The organism is Streptomyces spinoverrucosus, assembly GCF_015712165.1.
Lineage (GTDB): Bacteria > Actinomycetota > Actinomycetes > Streptomycetales > Streptomycetaceae > Streptomyces > Streptomyces spinoverrucosus_A.
Genome location: NZ_JADPZX010000001.1, coordinates 1,541,210 through 1,559,181, shown reverse-complemented (window position 1 = coordinate 1,559,181; position 17,972 = coordinate 1,541,210). Strand labels below are relative to the sequence as shown.

Here is a 17,972-nt window from a genome sequence, read left to right as displayed (position 1 = left end):
TGTCCGTCCGCCGGCCTATCCGAACAGCTTCTTCAGCTCGCGGTCGACCTTGGCGTCCGCCTTGTCGAGCTCGGAGTCCGGGTCGCCGCCCTTGCGGACGCAGTTGGCCATGACGTCCTCCAGCGCGGTACGCATGGCCTGGGTCCAGCCGATGTTGTCGAAGTGCCCGAACTCGTTGAAGAGCTTGACGCCTTCCGCGGGCAGACCCGACTTGAGCTTGTCGGCGGACTCGGCGATCGAGGTGCGCGGCGGGATGTGGAAGCCGTAGGACAGCGCCCAGTCCTCCTGGTACTCCTTCTGGTCGATCCACAGCCACTTCACGTACTCCTTGGCCGCCTCGACGTTCGGGCCCTTGGCGTTGACGAACATCGACCAGCCGCCGTTGTAGACCGACTGCTTGCCCGCGCCGGTGACCTTCGGGAAGGGGAAGATCCCGAGGTCGTCCCCGAGCGCCTCCTGCATCTGCGGCATCGCCCACATGCCGCACCACTGGATGGCCGTCAGGCCCTGGTTCAGCGCGGACGGGTCCCAGAAGTCGGTCGGGGCGTCCAGGAGCAGGTCGCCACCCGTGAACAGCTTGCGCAGCTTGGTGAAGCCCTCGACGACCCCGTCGGTGTGGTAGGCGATCCGGTTGTCGTCGTCGAGGTGCTGGGCGCCGGCCGACCAGATCAGCGGGTCGACGATCGCGTGCAGTTTGTTGCCGAGGTAGATGCCCTTGACCTTGTCGGTGGTGAGCTCGGCCGCGGCGTCGAGCAGCTCGTCGAGCGTGGTGGGTACGCCGACGCCCGCCTTGTCGAACATCGACTTGCGGTAGAAGAAGAACTGCGGGTCGTCGATCATCCGGACGCCGTATATCTTCCCGTCCACCGTGTGCGACTGGATGTCGGCCGGGTTGAAGTCGTCCTTGACCGGGTTGACGAGGTCGCTCAGGTCGGCCACCTGACCGCTCTTGATGAGCTGGATCTGCGGGTGGAACTCGAAGAGGTCCGGTGCCTTGTCGGTGAGCAGCGAGGCGAACAGCTTGCTCTCGAAGTTGTCGCCCGTGATCCACTGCGTGGTGACGCCGGCCTCCTTGTAGGCCTTCGCGTACCGCCTGATCGCCTGCTCGGTCCCTGCCTCGCCGTACGCGTGGAAGTACTGGACCAGGTTCTCGCCCGAAGCGGACGCGCCGCCCCGCCCGTTGTTGCTCCCGCACGCCGCCAGCCCGCCGGCGGCGGCCAGGCCCATGGCGGCCCGCAGTACGGATCGGCGGTCCCAGTTGCTGTTGCTCAGTGCCGACATGGTGACGTCCTTGTCTCTTGTGCGGCTGCGGCTCGAATGGCTCAATCGGCCTTGCGGTGCCGGACGTTAACCTTCGGCTAAGGCTTCGGCAAGGGGTCGAACGAAGTCTGTTCGAAACGTTGCGTGACGTTCGGGATGCCGGACGTGACGGAGTGGCGGGCCACCGCACCGGCGGCCCGCCGAACCGCCCGAAGGGTGAACTACTGCCGGAACCAGGCCTGGTTGGACCCGCCGGTGCAGCTGTAGAGGATGACCTTGCCGCCGTCGGCGGTCGCCTGACCGCTGACGTCCAGGCACTTCCCGGACGCCTCGCTCACGATCTGCCCGTTGCCGTTGAGCAGCCAGCGCTGGGCGGCGTCACCGCTGAACGAGGCGGTGGTCGACAGGCCCGAACTCCCTGCCGTGAGATACCCGTTGGCGGACTTCAGCGCGCCCCTGGCGTCGTACGACCACGACTGCTCGGGCCCGCCCGTGCAGGTGCCGATGGCGGCGCCGGACGCGTTCGCCGTCAGGCACTTGCGGGAGTGTTCGCCCTGCCAGGCACCGGTCACGGGCGAACCGCCGTGGCCCTTCTGGTCGAGGACGTACGTCGTGATGGAACGGGCCGGAAGCGTTGCCGAAACGGTCGCGCCCCGCACCGCCGGCTTCGCCACGTTCGCCCAGTTCTCGGTCGCCGAGGTGCGCACGGCCTTGCTCGCCCGCAGCGGCGTCCCGCTGTGGAAACGCAGGTCGAGCGAGGTGTCGGTGGCGTTGTGGTTGTTGACCACGACCACCCACTGGCCCTTGCGGTCGTAGGCGGTGACCTCGACCCCGCTCGGCGCGCCCGTCACGTTGTGCGCCACCGCGCCCGGCTTCACGAACTTGCTGTACTGACCGAGCGCGTAGTAGCGCTTGGTGAAGTACAGCGTCTGGTTGCCGTTCGTCGCGTAGTCCGGGTCGTAGTAGATCAGGCCGTCGTTCCAGCCGGCGTCGTTCTTCGTGTACGGATCGGTGCCGATCATCTCCGACAGCGCGACCCACCACTGGAAGGCCGAGTCGTGGGCGACGGCGAAGTCCTTGTGGATGATCCGGGAGAGGTTCAGGCCGCCGTCGATGCTCGGGTCGTACTCCTGGGCCCAGCCGGTGCCGCCCTTGCCGAAGCAGCAGATCTCCGTCGACCAGGACCGCTTGCCGACGGCCTGCGAGGTCTCGTAGATCTTCGCCCGCTGGTCGTCGCCGGGGTTGTTGTACGTGTGGTGGGCGAGCTTGGAGACGTACTGGGCGGTGTCCGGCTGCGCGATCCACTCGGGGAGCTCGGTGTTGAACTGGACCGTGCTGCTGGACTCGTCCGCGATGATGCCGGTCCGCTGGTGCCGGGACCGCTGCTCGGCGCCCAGCGCCCGCACGATGTCGTCGCGCTGGTCGACGGGGACGAGCATGCCCTCCTGGCCGCAGCTGTCGAAGCTGTTGGTGGGCTCGTTGAAGGGGCTGATGTAGTCGAACTTCGCGCCCCGCGCGGCGAAGTGGTCGGTGACGTCGGCTATGTAGTCGGCGAGGTCCTGGGTGTTCTCCGTCTTCAGATAGCCGCCGCAGCTCTTGCCGTTGGTCTTCCACTCGGCGGGGGCGCTGTTGACGAAGGCGATCAGGTCCTCGACGCCGTACTTCGCGGCGTACGACAGGAACGTGCGGCCGCCCTTGTCCTTGCTCCAGTCGTAGGTGCCGTCCGCGGTGCGGAAGTCCTCGGGGGCGCGGGAAGGAGTGGTGACCCCGGTGCCGCCACCGCCGATGTTGTAGCGGTAGCTGCTCAGGTCCAGGCCCTGGGAGGAGAACAGCAGCTTGGCCACCCGGGCCTGGATCGCGGGGTCGAAGTTCTTGAGGTCGTTGACCCACCAGGCGCCGGACGCGCCGATGTTGTCGATGCGCTGGGCGGCGTGTGGGGAGACCTCGGCGGGGGCGGGGTCGGCGGCGGTTGCGGGCGGTGCGGATATCAGGGTTGCGGCGACAGCCAGTGCGGCCGCGGCTGTCGGGAGAATCGATCTGCTGGTGCGCAACGTGCATCCCTTCCGTCGTCATGAAGGTGGTGCGGTACGGCTCCTTGCGGGGGTGGTGGTGCGTCGTGCGGACTGGACGGTTTTCCTCGGGGCGCCCACGGACTGCAGCGCGCCTTCGAGCGCGAACGTCGCCGCGCCCAGGGAGACCGGGTCCGTGGGAATCGGGGAGAGGACGATCTCGGTGGCGGCCAGCGGCCGCCGCAGCGCGTGCCGGGAAACGGCTTCGCGCACCTCGGTGAGGAGGGGTTCGCCGAGGGTGGCCGCGACCCAGCTGCTGAGGACGACCACTTCGGGGTTGAGGAGATTGACCAGGTCGGCGATCCCGGCGGCGAGGTAACGGGCGGTGTCCCGGACGACCTTGAGGGCCACCGGGTCGTGCGCGGCGACCGCGCGGGCCAGGGCGTCGACGGTGGCCGTCTGGTCCTCGGGGTGCAGCAGCGGACTGCCCGGGCTCAACTCCCGCAGGTGCTGCATGATGCCGGGAGCGCCCACGTACGTTTCCACACAGCCGTGGTTGCCGCAGTGGCACAGCCGGCCGTCCAGCACGAGCGTGGTGTGTCCCCACTCGCCGGCGCTGTTGCTGACCCCGCGATGCAGCCCACCGCCCAGGACCAACCCGGCCCCGACCCCGGTCCCGAGGTTGACCACCACCGCGTCGCCGCGCCCCCGCGCCGCCCCGAACCACAGCTCGGCCACGGCGCAGGCGCGCAACGGATTGTCGAGGTGGAGGGGGTAGGCGATGTGCTCGGCGAGCAGGTCCAGCAGGGGTACGTCGTGCCAGTCCCAGTTGGGCGCGAACTCGGAGATGCCCGTGTCGCGGTCCACCTGCCCCGGCACGCTCACCCCGACGCCGAGCACGCGCGCGCCCTCGACCCCGGCCTGCGCGACCACCGAGCCCACGGCGGCGGCGACATGGCCGACCACCTGCTCGGGGCGGCTCTCGCCGGGGCGCATGTCCTCGTCGGCGCGGGCCAGCACGTTCAGCGCGAGGTCGAACAGCTCGACATGGACGTACGTCTCCGCGATGTCGACGCCGATCAGCGCGCCGCCGGACGCGTTGACGGCCACCAGCCCGCGCGGGCGGCCGCCCGCCGAGTCCTCGAAACCGACTTCGGTGATCATGCCGAGGTCGAGCAGCTCGCCGACCAGGGTGGCGACGGTGGCGAGGCTCAGGCCGGTCGCGGCGGCCAGCTCCTGCCGGGAGGTGGGAGACTCGGCGATGATCTGGCGCAGCACCTCGTAGCGGTTCGCGGTGCGGATGTCACGTGAGGTGCCGCGCTTCATCGAGTTGCCCCCGTCCCTTCAGCCGGCCGGGACGACATCGGCACCGGCGCGGCGCAAGGCTATGGGGTGCGCAGGCTTTCGACAAGGGGTTAGGAAAGGGGGTGTAGGAAGTCGGTGAGGGTTGGGAAGGTCAGTGGTCCAGGACGGCTTGCACGAAGGCGTTGCCGAACTTGCCCGCCGGGTCGAGTTCCCCGACCAGCGCCTTGAAGTCACCGAGCCGCGGATACCGCCCGCGCAGCACCGGCCCCGGCATCGCGAACACCTTCCCCCAGTGCGGCCGCGCGTCGAAGGCGTCCAGAGCCTCCTCCAGCCGCCGCACCACCGGGAGGACGGGTGCCGTGTCCTTGACCCAGGTGAAGTGCACCGCCAAGCTGTCCCGCCCGTACGCGGGACTCAGCCACTGCGCGTCGGCGGCCACGGTGCGCACCTCGCAGGTCTGCACGACCGGCGCCATGACGGTCCGCAGGGCGTCGAGGGCGTGCAGTACGTCGACGGCGTAAGACCGCGGCATCAGGTACTCGGACTGCAACTCCGCACCGCTGCTCGGCGTGAACTCGGCCCGGAAGTGCGGCAGTCGCTCGTGCCAGGGCCCCGGCACGCCGAACTGCTCCGTGCAGTTCACAGCGGGCATCCCCGGCACCGGGTGCAGCTTCTCGGTCGCGGGCGCGGCCCAGCGGAAGTCGGGCATCGGCTGGTCGGTGCGGCGCTTGACCCACACCTGCCGGAAACCGGGCTCGCGCCAGTCGGTGAACAGGCTGACGCTGTACGCCGCCGCCATCACCGTCTCGAAGTCGAGCCCGGGCAGCGGCAGTTCCGTGAAGAGGTGCTGCTCCACCTCGAACGCCGGCTCCAGGTCGAGGGTGAGCGCGGTGACGACTCCGAGCGCGCCCAGTGACGTGACCGCACCACCGAACCGCTCCTCGCCCCGGGCGATCGTGACGGTCCTACCGTCGCCGGTGACCAGCTCGACCTCACGTACCGCGGCGGCGAGGGGCGCGTTGCCGACCCCCGAGCCGTGGGTGCCGGTCGCCACCGATCCGGCGACCGAGATGTGCGGCAGGGACGCCATGTTGGCCAGGGCGAGGCCGTGTGCGTGGACCGTGCGGGCCAGTTCGGCGTAGCGGACGCCGCCCGAGACTCGTACCGTACGGGCCGTCGTGTCGACGTCGATCGCGGGCGGCAGGGCGTCCAGGGAGAGCAGCGAGCCCTCGGGGCCCGGTTCGGCGATCTCGTTGAACGAGTGCCCGCTGCCCAGCACCCGTACCCGCGCGCTGCCCGCGACGAGCGAGCGCAGCGCGCCGAGGGTGGGCGGGCGGTGCACCTCCTTGGCGGTGTACGTGATGTTGCCCGCCCAGTTGGTCACGGTCCCGGTCATGCGGTCGCCCCTCCCCGATGAATCGAGTCAACGTCACGGACCAGCAAATCACCTGTGACCGGCCCACCGCCCGCGACCTGTGGTTTCGCCCCCGCTCCGTGCCCGATTCGCCCTTTTCTGGCGCTCCCGTCGGACCCGCCTGCACGGCTCCGGAGGCGGTGGGCATACCGTGAGGAGTCGAACATCGCAGCACGCCGTCGCAGGGAGGAGACACGAAGATGGGCAGCCGCACCGCGCTCGTCGAGGATCTGATGGAGCGCTTCCCGCACGTGCCGCGGGAGGCGGTCTTCAAAGAGGACCTGCTCCGGGGCGGTGTCGCCTTCGACCCGTCCGCGCTCAGCGACAACGAGAGCGGCGAGGTCAAGCCGAAGTCGTACTTCATCTTCTCCTTCGACCACGGCACCCTGCCCGAGCTGGGCGAGGCGGCGCTGCGCCGGCCGCCGGAGGAGATCATCCTCACCGGAGGCCCGTACGACCTGCGCCGGACCGTCGTGTCGGTGCGGGTGAACCCGGCCTCGCCGTACCGGGTCGCCGCGGACGAGGAGGGTCTGCTCGGGCTGTACCTCGACGGCCGGCGGATCGCCGACGTGGGTGTGCCGCCGATGCCTGAGTACTACCGGCACAAGCTGTCCAACGGGAAGTCCGTGATGGAGGTGGCCCCGACCATTCAGTGGGGCTACCTCATCTACCTGACCGTCTTCCGGGTGTGCCAGTACTTCGGCGCCAAGGAGGAGTGCCAGTACTGCGACATCAACCACAACTGGCGCCAGCACAAGGCGGCCGGGCGGCCGTACACCGGGGTCAAGGACGTCGAGGAGGTCCTGGAGGCCCTGGAGATCATCAACCGGTACGACACCGCCAAGGCGTCCACCGCCTACACACTCACCGGCGGTGCCATCACCAAGACCGTCGCCGGGCGCGACGAGGCCGACTTCTACGGCCACTACGCCAAGGCCATCGAGGAGCGCTTCCCGGGCCGGTGGATCGGCAAGGTGGTGGCCCAGGCGCTGCCGCGCGACGACGTCCAGCGGTTCAAGGACTACGGCGTGCAGATCTACCACCCGAACTACGAGGTGTGGGACGAGTACCTCTTCAAGATGTACTGCCCCGGCAAGGAGCGCTACGTCGGCCGCGACGAGTGGCACAAGCGGATCCTCGACTCGGCCGAGGTCTTCGGCGCGCGCAACGTCATCCCCAACTTCGTGGCGGGCGTGGAGATGGCGGAGCCCTTCGGCTTCACCACCGTCGACGAGGCCATCGCGTCCACGACGGAGGGCCTGCGCTTCTTCATGTCGCACGGGATCACGCCCCGGTTTACTACGTGGTGCCCGGAGCCCACGACCCCGCTCGGCAAGGCCAACCCGCAGGGCGCGCCGCTGGAGTACCACATCCGCCTGCTGGAGGCCTACCGCGCCACCATGGACGACTTCGGTCTCACCTCCCCGCCCGGCTACGGCCCGCCCGGCCCCGGCCAGGCGGTCTTCTCCGTCAGCTCCTTCATGGACAGCCTTTCCGCACAGGAGCCCGTCGAAGTCCCGTGATCCAGGGTGCGGCGGCGTCCCCGCGTCGGAGCGGGGACGCCGCATCGCCCCGATGGCGCCGCAGTTTGAATACCTGGCTTGTCAGTTGTGTCGAAAGCGTGAAAGGCTCTTGCCCTGCCCCGAGGTTCCCCACAACTCCCCTTTCCCTACGGTGAGTTGACCTCGCATGATGCAGGAGACTCATGCCCGACCTGCCGACCCCCCAGGACGCCACCGAGGCGGCGCTGTTCTCCGAGTGCTGGGACACCGTGCTGTCGTACGCCGATCTGTGCACGGCCGGATCCGCGGCCGCGACCCGGCTCGCCCGGGATGCGTTCGCACACGGTATACGCGAGGCCCGCACCGCCGAGTCCGAACCGCACCGGAACGCCGGCCGCCGCCCGCCCCGACTGCCCCGCATACCCCTCCTCCTGACCGCCGTACGCACCACGGCGGCCGACTGGGAGATGCAGGGCCACGGCCACCGGCTCGACCCCGAACTGCGCCTGTGGCTCAACTCCGACAACGCCGCCCGCTACACCGGCCCCCCACTGCGCCGCCCGCTCGCCCTGCGCGCCCTGCGCGACATGCAGGGCCCCGACGCCGAACTGCTCTGGCTCGCCGAGGTGGAGGCCCTGCCGCTGTCGGTGGTCGCCCGCCGCCTCGGCCTCGACCCGACCGGCGTCCCCGACGAACTCACCGAAGTGCGCGCCCTGTTCCGGGACCGCTGCCTGCGCAACCATCTCGACACGCCGATGGACCCGCAGTGCCGCAGCTACGCCCGGCTGCTCGACGCCGTCACCCGCTCACCGGTCGCCGACACCCCCGACGACCTCTCCCGGCACCTCGCCCGCTGTGTGCAGTGCGCGGAGGCCGCGGCCTGCCTGCGGCTGCACGGCGGCGGCCTGCCCGGAGCCCTCGCCGGCGGTGTCATCGGCTGGGGCGGCCTCGCCTACCTGGAGCGCCGCCGCCGGGCCGCGGAGGTACGCCTCGGCGCCGGCCGCCCCGGCGCGCCCGACTCGGACGACGACGCGGCCGGTGCCGGTGCCGACAAGGCGCGGGTGCTGCGCAACGGCCTTCTCGTCGCCGCCGTCCTGGTCTCCCTGCTGGCCCTCGCCGTCACCCTGATGCCGCAGGGCACCACCGGCGACAACTCCGCGGCACCCGCCGACACCACCGACCGCCAGCCGGTGGCCGATCCCCGCCCGTCCCCGCCGGTCGCCACCACCCGCACCCCCTCCGAGCCGGCGTCCCCAGCCCCGAACTCCCCGAAGCCGTCGGGCAAGGAGACCTCCGCCCCGCCGCCCGAGCACCAGGGCACCGACCCGGAACCCCAGGGCTCGTCCACCACGTCGGCGGAGACCAGCCCGACGCCCGAGGAGAGCGAGCAGCCGGACTGTCACGTCACGTACGACCTCGTCGGCCAGTGGCCCGACGGCTTCCAGGCCGCCGTCACCGTCACCACCGAGCACGCCCTGGACAACTGGAACGTCGCCTGGACCTTCCGGGACGGCCAGCGGGTCGGCCAGATGTGGGACGCGAGCGTCACCCAGGACGGCTCCCGCGTCACCGCCACCGCCGCCGACTACAACAGGACCGTCCCCGCGGACGGCAGCCTCGCCTTCGGCTTCCTCGCCTCCTGGCGCGGCAAGAACTCACCGGCGTACGACTTCACGCTGAACGGGCGGGACTGCGCGGGCGCCTGAGCGCGACGGCGGGTGAGCGGCCGGCCTCCTCTACCCGGTGAGGCCGGCCTCGGAGCAGGCGCGCCGGAGCTCGGGGGTGCAGATCTGGTCGACGGTGTAGACGCCGTCCTTGATCAGGGTCTGCTCGATGTTGTCGCGCGTCACCGCCTGCGGAGCGAGCAGCGTCGAGGGGATGTCCTTGGTGGTGGGGCTGTCGGTCGTCGTCGTGGCGATGCCGCGGAGATCGTCGCCGCGCCCGAGGGCGACGGCCATGGCGGCGGCTGCGTCGGCCTCCGCCTTGAAGGGCTTGTACACCGTCATGTACTGCTCGCGCTCGACGATGCGCCGCACGGCATCGAGGTCGGCGTCCTGGCCGGTGACGGGAGGCAGATCCCGGACACCGGCACTCCTGAGAGCGGCGATGACGCCCGCGGCGATGGTGTCGTTGGCCGCCAGGACGCCACCGATCCGGTCCGGGCCCAGGGCCGCGACGGCGGCGGACATACTGGCGTGGGCGTTGTCCGTGCTCCAGCCCCGGATGTCGTACGACCTGCCGATCTTCACCTTGCCGTCGAGGACGGACAGCGCGCCGCTGCGGAACCACTCCGCGTTGGGGCTGGTCGGGTCGCCGTTCAGCATGACGATGCTCTCGCGGCTCGCGTCCTCGCCCATGGCCTTCAGGAGCGCCTCGCCCTGGAGCCTGCCGACCTGGAAGCCGTCGAAACTGACATAGCCCGAGACCGGGCCTTCGGCGAGCCGGTCATAGGCGACGACGGGGACACCCGCATTGTGTGCCTCCTGGATGGAGGAGCGGAGAGCCCGGGTGTCCGCGGCGTCGAGGATCAGGACGCTGACGCCCTTGGTGACCATGGAGGTCACTTGTTGCTGCTGCCTCGTCGCGTCGCTCTCGGCATTGGCGTACTGCATGGTGCAGTCGGCGCACAGCTCTTTCAGCCGCTTTTCGATCAGTGGCTTGTCGGAATGCTCCCAGCGGGGGACCGCCCGGCTCGGGAGCAGCAGGCCCACGGTGAAGCCTTCCCCGCCCGCGTCGCTGTCTCCTCCGCATGCGGTCGGGGACAGCATCAGCAGTCCGGCGGCGAACGCGGCGACGGCGTGCCGTGTACGAGGCCTCATGGCAGACCCACTCGTTCCGTTCGGGGTGCAGAGTCGGCGGGATCCGGCTCGGCGCGCTGCACCTGGATCTCGCTCCACACCTGTTTGCCGCCGGCCACCGGCACCGAGCCGAAGGACTCCGACACCGCCTCGACCAGCAGCAGCCCCCGGCCACCGGTCGACTCCCAGTCCACGATCACCGGCTTGGCGGGCGCACGAGGTGAGGCGTCGCTCACGGCGACCCGCACCCGGTTCTCGCCGAGCGTCAGGTTGAGGCCGATCGGACCCTGGGTGTGCACCAAGGCGTTGGTGACCAGTTCGGACACCACCAGCAGCACCGCATCGGCTGCCTCCTCGACCTTCCAGCGACGTAGCGTGCGCGCGGTGAACCGGCGGGCGTGCATGACGGCGTCGGGCAGCCGCCACACCACCCAGCCCGCCCGAATCGGCCGAATCCTCATGCCGTCGTAGCGCAGCAGCAACAGCGCCACGTCGTCCTCACGGCGACCGGTGTCGCCGAGCAGAGCGTCGGCCATCCGCCCCGGGTCCGCCGGATCAGCCGCGGCGAGTGCGGCACGCGTGCGGCGCATGCCCTCGTCCAGGGGCAGGTCGGCGGCCTCGACCAGCCCGTCCGTGATCAGGGCGAGCACCGTGCCGGGGGCCAGCGCGAGGGCGGTCAGGGGAAACTCCGCGTCCGCGAGAATGCCCAGCGGCGGCCCGCCCTCGGCCTCCACCTCCTCGGTGCTTCCGTCGGGACGGCGCACCAGCGGTGCGAGGTGCCCGGCCCGGACGAACAGCGTGTTGCCCTCCTCCAGGTCGAGTTCGGCGTAGCAGCAGGTGGCGAACAGGTCGGTCTCCATGCCGACGAGGAGGCGGTTCGCGTGGGAGACCACCACGTCGGGCGGATGGCCCTCCACCGCGTACGCCCTGACCGCGGTACGCATCTGACCCATGATCGTCGCGGCTCCGGCGCTGTGTCCTTGCACGTCACCGATGACCAGCGCCACCCGCCGCTCGGAGAGGGCGATGACGTCGTACCAGTCGCCGCCCACCTGCAGTCCCCGTCTGGCGGGCAGATAGCGGGCGACTGCCGCCCCGCCGGGCAGCTCGGGAAGGCGCCGGGGCAACAGACTGCGTTGCAACATCGTCGCGAGCTCCTGCTCGGCGTCATGAGCGTGCGCGCGCCTGAGGGCCTGCCCGACCAGCGCCGCGGTCGCCGTGAGCAGGGACCGCTCCTCGGGGACGAACTCGTGCGGCTGATCCCAGCCGACCACGCACACGCCGGCGACCCCGCCCTTGGCGGGGAGCGGCAGCACGGCCAGACCCCCGGCGCCGATACCCGTGAGTCCGGGTTCGAGGGCGGTGCCTGCGGGCCACAGATCCGCACGCCCGTCCCGCAGCGCCATGCGCAGCGTGGGCAGGGCGCTGACCGGTGCGTCAGGCCATTCCGAACGCCACTGGGAACGCCAGATCTCCGGCCAGGCGTCGGGCTGCGGCGGGTCGAGCAGGGTGACCGTGAACCGGTCGTCCTGCAGTTCGGCGAGCGCCACCCGGTCGGCACCGAGCGGTTCCCGCAGCGCTGTGACCACCACCCGGCCGACCTCCTGGACCGTCGCGGCTTCGTCGAGGGCGGCGGTCAGCCACTGGATCCGGGAAACGTCGTCGGGGCTCCGGCGCAGGATTGAGGGCGCGGCCACCACGCCGAGCACCTGCTCGGGCTCGTCGTCGTGCGTCAGGACCCGGCAGCCCAGGCTCAGCCAGCGCATTTCACCGGTGGGGCAGCGGACGCGGAATTCCAGCTCCCGCCGGCCGAACGCCTGGGCGGACGGCTCCAGGACCGACATCAGCGCGTGCATGTCCTCCGGCAGGGCGTGCGAGAGCAGGGTGTCCGCCTTGCCGTCGAAGTCGTCCGGTGTGATGCCCACCAGGTCGAGCAGCGTCTCGTCCGCCTCGATCAGGCCGGTGTCCGGCATCAGGACGAACGAGCCGACACGCAGGCTGCGCAGGGCGGAACCCAGCAACGACGACGGTGCGGGTGGGCCGGTCCCGCCCAGCAGGTCGGCGACCGCGTCGGCATACCGCTCCAGGAAGCGTCGCTGCTCGGCCTCGAAGCCGTCCGGGGAAGCGCCGACGACGACGAGGCAGCCCAGCCGTCTGCCCTGCGTGACGAGGGGCAGCGCGCCGAGCGGCGCCTGCGTGCGCGGGGGCATTGGCCCGCCGTCGTGGCTGGAGGCGAGCGCGCCAGGACTCAGCCACAGGGGCCCCTCGGCGCGGCAGGCGTGGGCTGCGGGAGAGCCACCGAACAGTGGCAGGCGCTCCGGCGTTTCGTACTGGTCGGTTCCGGCTCGGGTCGACTCCAGCAGGCGCAGCTCCTGCTGCCCGACCTCGGACACATAGACGGCCGCCAGCGCCACTCCGGCGAACGCCAGTGCCCGGTCCCTCGTGGTGGCCTCGCGCAGTGGAGGCGGTGAACGGTCATCGGTCATGTCCGCAACCCACCTCCTGCCCCTGCCGCAGGTACCGACCGGTTGAGATCGGCGCACTCAGATACCAGATTGTCATATTCGAACCAAACGGATAGAGCGATTGATATGGGATGCAGTGCTCACTGACGTCGCAGATCAGCGCATCTCGTGTCAGACTGACGACATAGTCGTCTTGCCAGGGTGTCGTCATGCTGAAGGTGGCCGTCACGATGACCGCGGTGTCGATGGCTGTCACCCTGGCCGCCTGCGGGCCGGACGCAGGGAATGACTCCGACGGGGAGAACACGCCGAAGATCGGTGTGCTGCTGCCGGACAACACCACGGCTCGCTGGGAGACACAGGACAGGCCCCTGCTCGACAGGAAGATCAAGGAACTGTGCGCCGACTGCACCGTCGAGCACGCCAACGCCAAGAATGATGTGGCCCTCCAGCAGCAGCAGATGGACCAACTGATCAGTCAGGGGGTCGACGCCATCCTGCTGGTGGCCGTGGACGCCAGATCGCTCCGGCCCGAGGTCGGAAGGGCGGCTGAAGCGGGTGTCCCCGTCATCGCCTACGACCGCCTCGCCGAGGGCCCCATCTCGGGTTACGTCTCCTTCGACGGCGAGGAGGTCGGCAGGCTCCAGGGCAGGGCACTGCTGAAGGCCATGGGTGCCGGCCTGTCCCACCGTCAGATCGTCATGATGAACGGCGATCTCAGCGACCCCAACGCAGTGATGTTCAAGAAGGGCGCCCTGTCCGTACTCGAGGGGCGGGTGAAGATCGGCAAAGCGTACGACATTCATCAATGGCGGACGGAGGTCGCGTACATGAACATGTCCGGCGCCATCGCCGCCCTCGGCGCCGGCAATATCGACGGGGTCTACGCCGCCAACGACGGCCTCGCCGCCGGCAGCATTGCCGCCCTCAAGGCCAACAAGGTCACCTCGCTTCCCCCTGTCACCGGGCAGGACGCCGAACTGGCCGCCGTGCGGCGCATCGTGGCAGGCGACCAGTACATGACCGTCTACAAACCCTTCGAACCCGAGGCTTCCGCCGGTGCAGCCATGGCCGTGGCCGCGGCCCGCGGCGAAAAGCTGAACCGGATTGCCACGGCAGAGGTGAAATCCTCCGGTGGGGACGCGGTACCCGCCGTCCTGCTCACCCCCAGGTCCGTGACCGTCGACAACATCAAGGACACCTTGGTGAAGGACGGTGTGTACACGATCCAGCAGATCTGCCCCCCTCGACTCGACGCCGCCTGCGACAGAGCCGGACTCGCCTGAGAGCCGGGCCGGCGCAGCACCGGTCACGGGAAGGAGGTGGTCTTCGTGCCGACTCCCCCCTTGCTGATGCTGCACGGCATATGCAAGCGCTTCGGCGTCGTCGACGTGCTCACCGATGTCGATCTCGAGATCCGCGCCGGCGAGGTCGTCGCGCTGCTCGGCGACAACGGGGCCGGTAAGTCCACGCTGGTCAAAGTGATCTCCGGTGTCGCTCCGGCGGACCGGGGCGTCATCCGGTGGGAGGGCCGGACGGTCCACATCAGGCGTCCTCAGGATGCCCGGGACCTCGGCATCGCCACCGTCTACCAGGATCTCGCGCTGTGCGGGAACCTCGATGTCGTCGGCAACCTGTTCCTCGGCCGGGAAATCCGCAGATTCGGCTTCCTCGACGAGGTGGAGATGGAACGCCGGACCGGCCACCTGCTGGAACGCCTGACCAGCCGCGTTCCCGATCTGCGGGCGCCCCTGGTCTCACTGTCCAGCGGTCAGCGGCAGACGGTCGCCATCGCTCGTTCGCTTCTGGGCGACCCGCGAGTGCTCCTCCTGGACGAGCCGACCGCGGCTTTGGGACTCGAACAGACCAACGAGGTCCTCGACCTGGTCGACCGGCTGCGTGATCACGGCCTCGGCGTACTGCTCATCAGCCACAACATGGGCGACGTGAAGGCTCTCGCGGACCGGGCCGCCGTACTGCGGCTCGGCCGCAACAACGGCTTCTTCGACGTGAACACCGCATCGCATGAACAGATCATCTCGTCCATCACCGGCGCCGCGGAGAACGTGCCCCGCCGGACGGCCCACCGGGAGGCAGGGTGGTGAAAGGGAAGCGCAACACGGCCGCCCCCGGCACACCCACCGTCGAGGCCCGTCGGGCACACCGCGGACAGGCTGTCGCCCGCGCCGTGGAAAGCCGGGTCGTCATGCTCCGACGCAAGCTGGGCGCCGGCGAACTGGGCTTGCTCCCGGTCGTTCTCGTCCTCGCCGCGGTCTGGATCACCTTCCAGTCCCTCAACGAGAACTTCCTGTCCCCCCGGAACCTGTCCAATCTCGGCGTGGACATCGTGGGCACGGGTCTGATCGCCGTCGGCATCGTCTTCGTGCTGCTGCTCGGTGAGCTCGACCTGTCGGTCGGCTCGATCAGTGGCCTCGCGGCGGCTGTCTTCGCCGTTCTGAACGTGAGCCACGGCGTACCGGAATGGCTCGCCCTCGTCATCGCGGTGCTCGCGGGCACGGTGGCGGGCAGCGTCCAGGGCCTCTCGTTCGCCCGGACCCGCGTGCCGGCTTTCGTGGTCACCCTGGCGGGGCTGCTCACCTGGAACGGCCTCATGCTCTACATCCTCGGCACCAGCGGCACCATCAACCTCGACGAGAACGGGCTCGTCGCCAAGCTGACCAGCCATTACTTCACCCATGACGCCGCCGCCTACACAGTGGCGGCAGTCGGCACGGGCGCGGTGTTCCTCGTGTCCTACCTGGACAGGCGACGCCGCAGGGCGGTCGGCATGCGGCACCGCTCACTGAGCGGGATCGCCGTGCGTGCGGGAGCCCTCGCGGTGATCGCGTTCACCGCCGCGTATGTGCTCAACCGCTTCCAGGGTCTGCCGCTCGCCCTGCTGATCTTCCTCGTGATCGTGGCCGGCCTCGACATCGCTCTGCGCCGCACTTACCACGGGCGGCAGGTCTACGCACTGGGCGGCGGTGTCGAGGCGGCCCGTCGCGCCAGCGTCAGTGTGACGCGGGTGCAGACCGCGGTGCTCGCGGTCTCGGGCACCATGGCCGCGATCGGCGGTCTCTTCCTGGCCTCGCGCATCACCTCGGTGAGCCAGAGTTCGGGCTCGGGCGCACTGCTGCTCAATGCCATCGCGGCAGCGGTCATCGGTGGCACCAGCCTGTTCGGAGGGCGTGGTACGACCTGGTCCGCCGTGCTCGGCATCCTGGTCATCCAGTCGATCGCCTCGGGCATGGCGATTACGGACACCCCCGCAGCCGTGCAATTCATGATCACGGGAGGTGTGCTCTTCGCTGCGGCAGTCATCGACGCACTGTCGCGACGCTCGCAGGAGGCCCATGGCCGGGCTTGAGCCGCAAAATTCGGTGGCGCTCGCGGGTGCGACTCCCCAGTGTGAGGGCTGCTTCGCGCGGCAGCCGTCGGCTGCCGCTGCTCGGCCGAGTGGTAAGGGAGGTGTCGACCGATGGCTGTCGCTGCGCTGGGCGCTGCCCGCATCCCGGAGTTCATCAAGTCCACCTCCGTGGCCACCGGCTGACACACTCGACGCTTCCGCGCGCGTCGTCGTACGCGCGCCTGCCGGGGCCACCCTTGTGAAGGGTCTCCCTTGACTTCCACTTCTGCTTCCGCCGCGCTCGCCCCCTACGGCTGGGACGAGGCATGGGCGGACGAGTTCACCCCGTACGACTGCGAGGGGCTGCTGGCCGGGCGGGTCGTCCGGGTCGACCGCGGTCAGTGCGACGTGGCCACCGCCGACGGAGTGTTGCGCGCCGACACCGCCTTCGTCACACCGCACGATCCGATGCGGGTCGTGTGCACCGGCGACTGGGTCGCCGTCGAACCCGCGGGCAGCCCCCGCTACGTACGGACGTATCTGCCACGCCGTACCGCCTTCGTACGCTCCACCTCCTCCAAGCGGTCCGAGGGGCAGATCCTCGCCGCCAACGTCGACCACGCGATCATCGCCGTGTCGCCGGCCGTCGAACTCGACCTCGGCCGCGTCGGGATGCGGGCCCTTGCGTCGGCCCGGGGCGCGGATGCCGAGCGGTGCGGGGTCGGCGAGGCAGGTGGTCTCGATGGCGACCGCTTCAAGAGGCGGACAGCCGGGCCTGGCGCAGGTGGGCGGCGGGTCACGATGTGCGGTGTCGTCGTCCGGGGCGCGTGCCGAGCGGACGGTCTCCTTCGGGCGGTGCGGCTCGGGGTGGCCGGTCCCGATGCGCTGTGTGGCCTGAGTCCCAGGGCCGTGGTGGATTGCCTCTTTCGTCCGTCGCGGGCTGGCAGGCGGTGCAGACGCCGGTGAGCTCGACGGTGTGCTCCACGGCCGCGAAGCCGGTCTGGGCTGTGATGCGCTCGGCCCACTCCTCGATGACCTCGGAGTCCACCGGACGGCTGCGTCCGCAACTGCGGCAGATCAGGTAGTGGCGGTGCTCGTCGCCGGCCCGCGAGCGGTACAACCGTTCGCCGACTTCGTCGCGTACGACGTCGACGCCGCCGGTCGCCTCCAGGTCGCGCAGCGCGCGGTAGACGGTGGTCAGCCCGATCTGGGTGCCGTCGGCCGTCAGCAGGGCGTGCAAGTCCTGGGCGGACACGAACTCTTGACAGTGTGTCAGCGCATTGAGGACCGCTGCGCGCTGGCGGGTGATCCGGCCGCTCACAGCTGATGACCCCCCGGTTGTGTCGGGATCGAGGCGGATGCACGGTCAAGGGTAGATGAAAATGGCAGTCATATCCATGTGGTCCCCGGTTCACGCCTCGGCGGCGGTGGCGTGGTATATAAATGGGAACCATTTTCAATAAGCTGGGAAGGGGGCAGGGCATGGCTCGAGCAGGGGCCGGCCGCCGAAGTCGTCCTTTCACCCTCGTTGTCTGCACCGCCTGCCGTGACACCGCCGACGGTCAGGTGGTCGACGTGCTGCGGCGGGCCGTGCGTGACTGTCCGCACGGGGTCATGGTTGCCACCGGGTGCCTGGAATCCCTGTTGCACTGCCGCCCCGGTCGAGGTCTGTATGCGGCCGTGCAGCCGTGCGCGGTGGACCGTCGGCCCTCCGGGGCCTCGGTGCGTCTCGGGCCGCTCGTCGGGGAAGCGGACGCGGAGGCGGTCGGCGCGTGGTTGCGGGCCGGGATGCCGGTCGACGGCACGCTGCCCGACCGGCTGCGCGCGGCACCCGCTCCACGGCACGTCGCTCACCTCAACTGAGGGCGTACGG

13 protein-coding genes and 1 pseudogene are annotated in these 17,972 nt (G+C 70.0%); 7 read left to right on the top strand and 7 right to left on the bottom strand.

Features of this window, described 5'->3' with window-relative positions; translation table 11 throughout:
- Positions 1 to 15: 15 nt before the first annotated feature.
- The 4 genes from I2W78_RS07125 to I2W78_RS07110 form a co-directional block, all read right to left on the bottom strand.
- Complete coding sequence (locus I2W78_RS07125) at positions 16 to 1,281, bottom strand: ABC transporter substrate-binding protein (protein ID WP_196457920.1); 1,266 nt, start codon at positions 1,279 to 1,281, stop codon at positions 16 to 18.
- A gap of 200 nt (positions 1,282 to 1,481) precedes the next feature.
- Positions 1,482 to 3,311 (bottom strand): glycoside hydrolase, encoded by a 1,830-nt coding sequence (locus I2W78_RS07120; protein ID WP_196457918.1) that lies wholly within the window; start codon positions 3,309 to 3,311, stop codon positions 1,482 to 1,484.
- Between the two features lie 18 nt (positions 3,312 to 3,329).
- Complete coding sequence (locus tag I2W78_RS07115) at positions 3,330 to 4,595, bottom strand: ROK family transcriptional regulator (RefSeq protein WP_196457916.1); 1,266 nt, start codon at positions 4,593 to 4,595, stop codon at positions 3,330 to 3,332.
- 130 nt (positions 4,596 to 4,725) lie between these two features.
- Positions 4,726 to 5,970 carry a D-arabinono-1,4-lactone oxidase gene (locus I2W78_RS07110; RefSeq protein WP_196457914.1) on the bottom strand — a complete coding sequence of 415 codons (1,245 nt, stop codon included), beginning with the start codon at positions 5,968 to 5,970 and terminating at the stop codon, positions 4,726 to 4,728.
- Between the two features lie 218 nt (positions 5,971 to 6,188).
- Here I2W78_RS07110 and I2W78_RS07105 point away from each other — a divergent pair, with 218 nt between their 5' ends.
- Together I2W78_RS07105 and I2W78_RS07100 are read left to right on the top strand one after the other, a co-directional pair.
- Positions 6,189 to 7,511, top strand: a complete 1,323-nt coding sequence (locus I2W78_RS07105) for a radical SAM protein (RefSeq protein WP_196457912.1) — start codon at positions 6,189 to 6,191, stop codon at positions 7,509 to 7,511.
- A 182-nt stretch (positions 7,512 to 7,693) separates the two neighbouring features.
- Entirely contained in the window at positions 7,694 to 9,196 is a 1,503-nt protein-coding gene (locus tag I2W78_RS07100; protein WP_196457910.1) for a cellulose-binding domain-containing protein, read from the top strand.
- A gap of 30 nt (positions 9,197 to 9,226) precedes the next feature.
- Here the strand turns inward: I2W78_RS07100 and I2W78_RS07095 are convergent, their stop codons facing one another.
- Together I2W78_RS07095 and I2W78_RS07090 are read right to left on the bottom strand one after the other, a co-directional pair.
- Complete coding sequence (locus I2W78_RS07095; RefSeq protein ID WP_196457907.1) at positions 9,227 to 10,309, bottom strand: sugar ABC transporter substrate-binding protein; 1,083 nt, start codon at positions 10,307 to 10,309, stop codon at positions 9,227 to 9,229.
- Positions 10,306 to 12,774 (bottom strand): SpoIIE family protein phosphatase, encoded by a 2,469-nt coding sequence (locus I2W78_RS07090; RefSeq protein WP_196457905.1) that lies wholly within the window; start codon positions 12,772 to 12,774, stop codon positions 10,306 to 10,308. Before I2W78_RS07090 ends, I2W78_RS07095 begins: the two co-directional genes overlap by 4 nt.
- Positions 12,775 to 12,962: 188 nt before the next feature.
- Here I2W78_RS07090 and I2W78_RS07085 point away from each other — a divergent pair, with 188 nt between their 5' ends.
- From I2W78_RS07085 to I2W78_RS07070, 4 genes and pseudogenes are all read left to right on the top strand, one after another.
- Positions 12,963 to 14,039, top strand: a complete 1,077-nt coding sequence (locus I2W78_RS07085) for a substrate-binding domain-containing protein (RefSeq protein WP_196457903.1) — start codon at positions 12,963 to 12,965, stop codon at positions 14,037 to 14,039.
- A 45-nt stretch (positions 14,040 to 14,084) separates the two neighbouring features.
- Entirely contained in the window at positions 14,085 to 14,858 is a 774-nt protein-coding gene (locus I2W78_RS07080) for an ATP-binding cassette domain-containing protein (RefSeq protein WP_196457900.1), read from the top strand.
- Complete coding sequence (locus I2W78_RS07075; RefSeq protein WP_374222649.1) at positions 14,852 to 16,120, top strand: sugar ABC transporter permease; 1,269 nt, start codon at positions 14,852 to 14,854, stop codon at positions 16,118 to 16,120. The genes I2W78_RS07080 and I2W78_RS07075 overlap by 7 nt, the downstream gene beginning before the upstream one ends.
- Before the next feature lie 252 nt (positions 16,121 to 16,372).
- Positions 16,373 to 16,801: pseudogene (locus tag I2W78_RS07070) on the top strand (ribosome small subunit-dependent GTPase A); the annotation flags it as partial.
- Between the two features lie 94 nt (positions 16,802 to 16,895).
- On the opposite strand, the gene I2W78_RS07065 reads toward I2W78_RS07070, so the two are convergent.
- Positions 16,896 to 17,354 carry a Fur family transcriptional regulator gene (locus tag I2W78_RS07065; protein ID WP_307783623.1) on the bottom strand — a complete coding sequence of 153 codons (459 nt, stop codon included), beginning with the start codon at positions 17,352 to 17,354 and terminating at the stop codon, positions 16,896 to 16,898.
- 227 nt (positions 17,355 to 17,581) lie between these two features.
- On the opposite strand from I2W78_RS07065, the gene I2W78_RS07060 reads away from it, so the two are divergent.
- Positions 17,582 to 17,962: a hypothetical protein gene (locus I2W78_RS07060; RefSeq protein ID WP_196457896.1), complete on the top strand. Its 381-nt coding sequence runs from the start codon at positions 17,582 to 17,584 to the stop codon at positions 17,960 to 17,962.
- The last annotated feature ends 10 nt before the right edge of the window (positions 17,963 to 17,972 follow it).

Coding starts and splice junctions, on each gene's coding strand:
- I2W78_RS07125 (WP_196457920.1), bottom strand. CDS start 1,281: ATGTCGGCACTGAGCAACAGCAACTGGGACCGCCGATCCGTACTGCGG.
- I2W78_RS07115 (WP_196457916.1), bottom strand. CDS start 4,595: ATGAAGCGCGGCACCTCACGTGACATCCGCACCGCGAACCGCTACGAG.
- I2W78_RS07110 (WP_196457914.1), bottom strand. CDS start 5,970: ATGACCGGGACCGTGACCAACTGGGCGGGCAACATCACGTACACCGCC.
- I2W78_RS07105 (WP_196457912.1), top strand. CDS start 6,189: ATGGGCAGCCGCACCGCGCTCGTCGAGGATCTGATGGAGCGCTTCCCG.
- I2W78_RS07100 (WP_196457910.1), top strand. CDS start 7,694: ATGCCCGACCTGCCGACCCCCCAGGACGCCACCGAGGCGGCGCTGTTC.
- I2W78_RS07095 (WP_196457907.1), bottom strand. CDS start 10,309: ATGAGGCCTCGTACACGGCACGCCGTCGCCGCGTTCGCCGCCGGACTG.
- I2W78_RS07090 (WP_196457905.1), bottom strand. CDS start 12,774: ATGACCGATGACCGTTCACCGCCTCCACTGCGCGAGGCCACCACGAGG.
- I2W78_RS07085 (WP_196457903.1), top strand. CDS start 12,963: ATGCTGAAGGTGGCCGTCACGATGACCGCGGTGTCGATGGCTGTCACC.
- I2W78_RS07060 (WP_196457896.1), top strand. CDS start 17,582: ATGGCTCGAGCAGGGGCCGGCCGCCGAAGTCGTCCTTTCACCCTCGTT.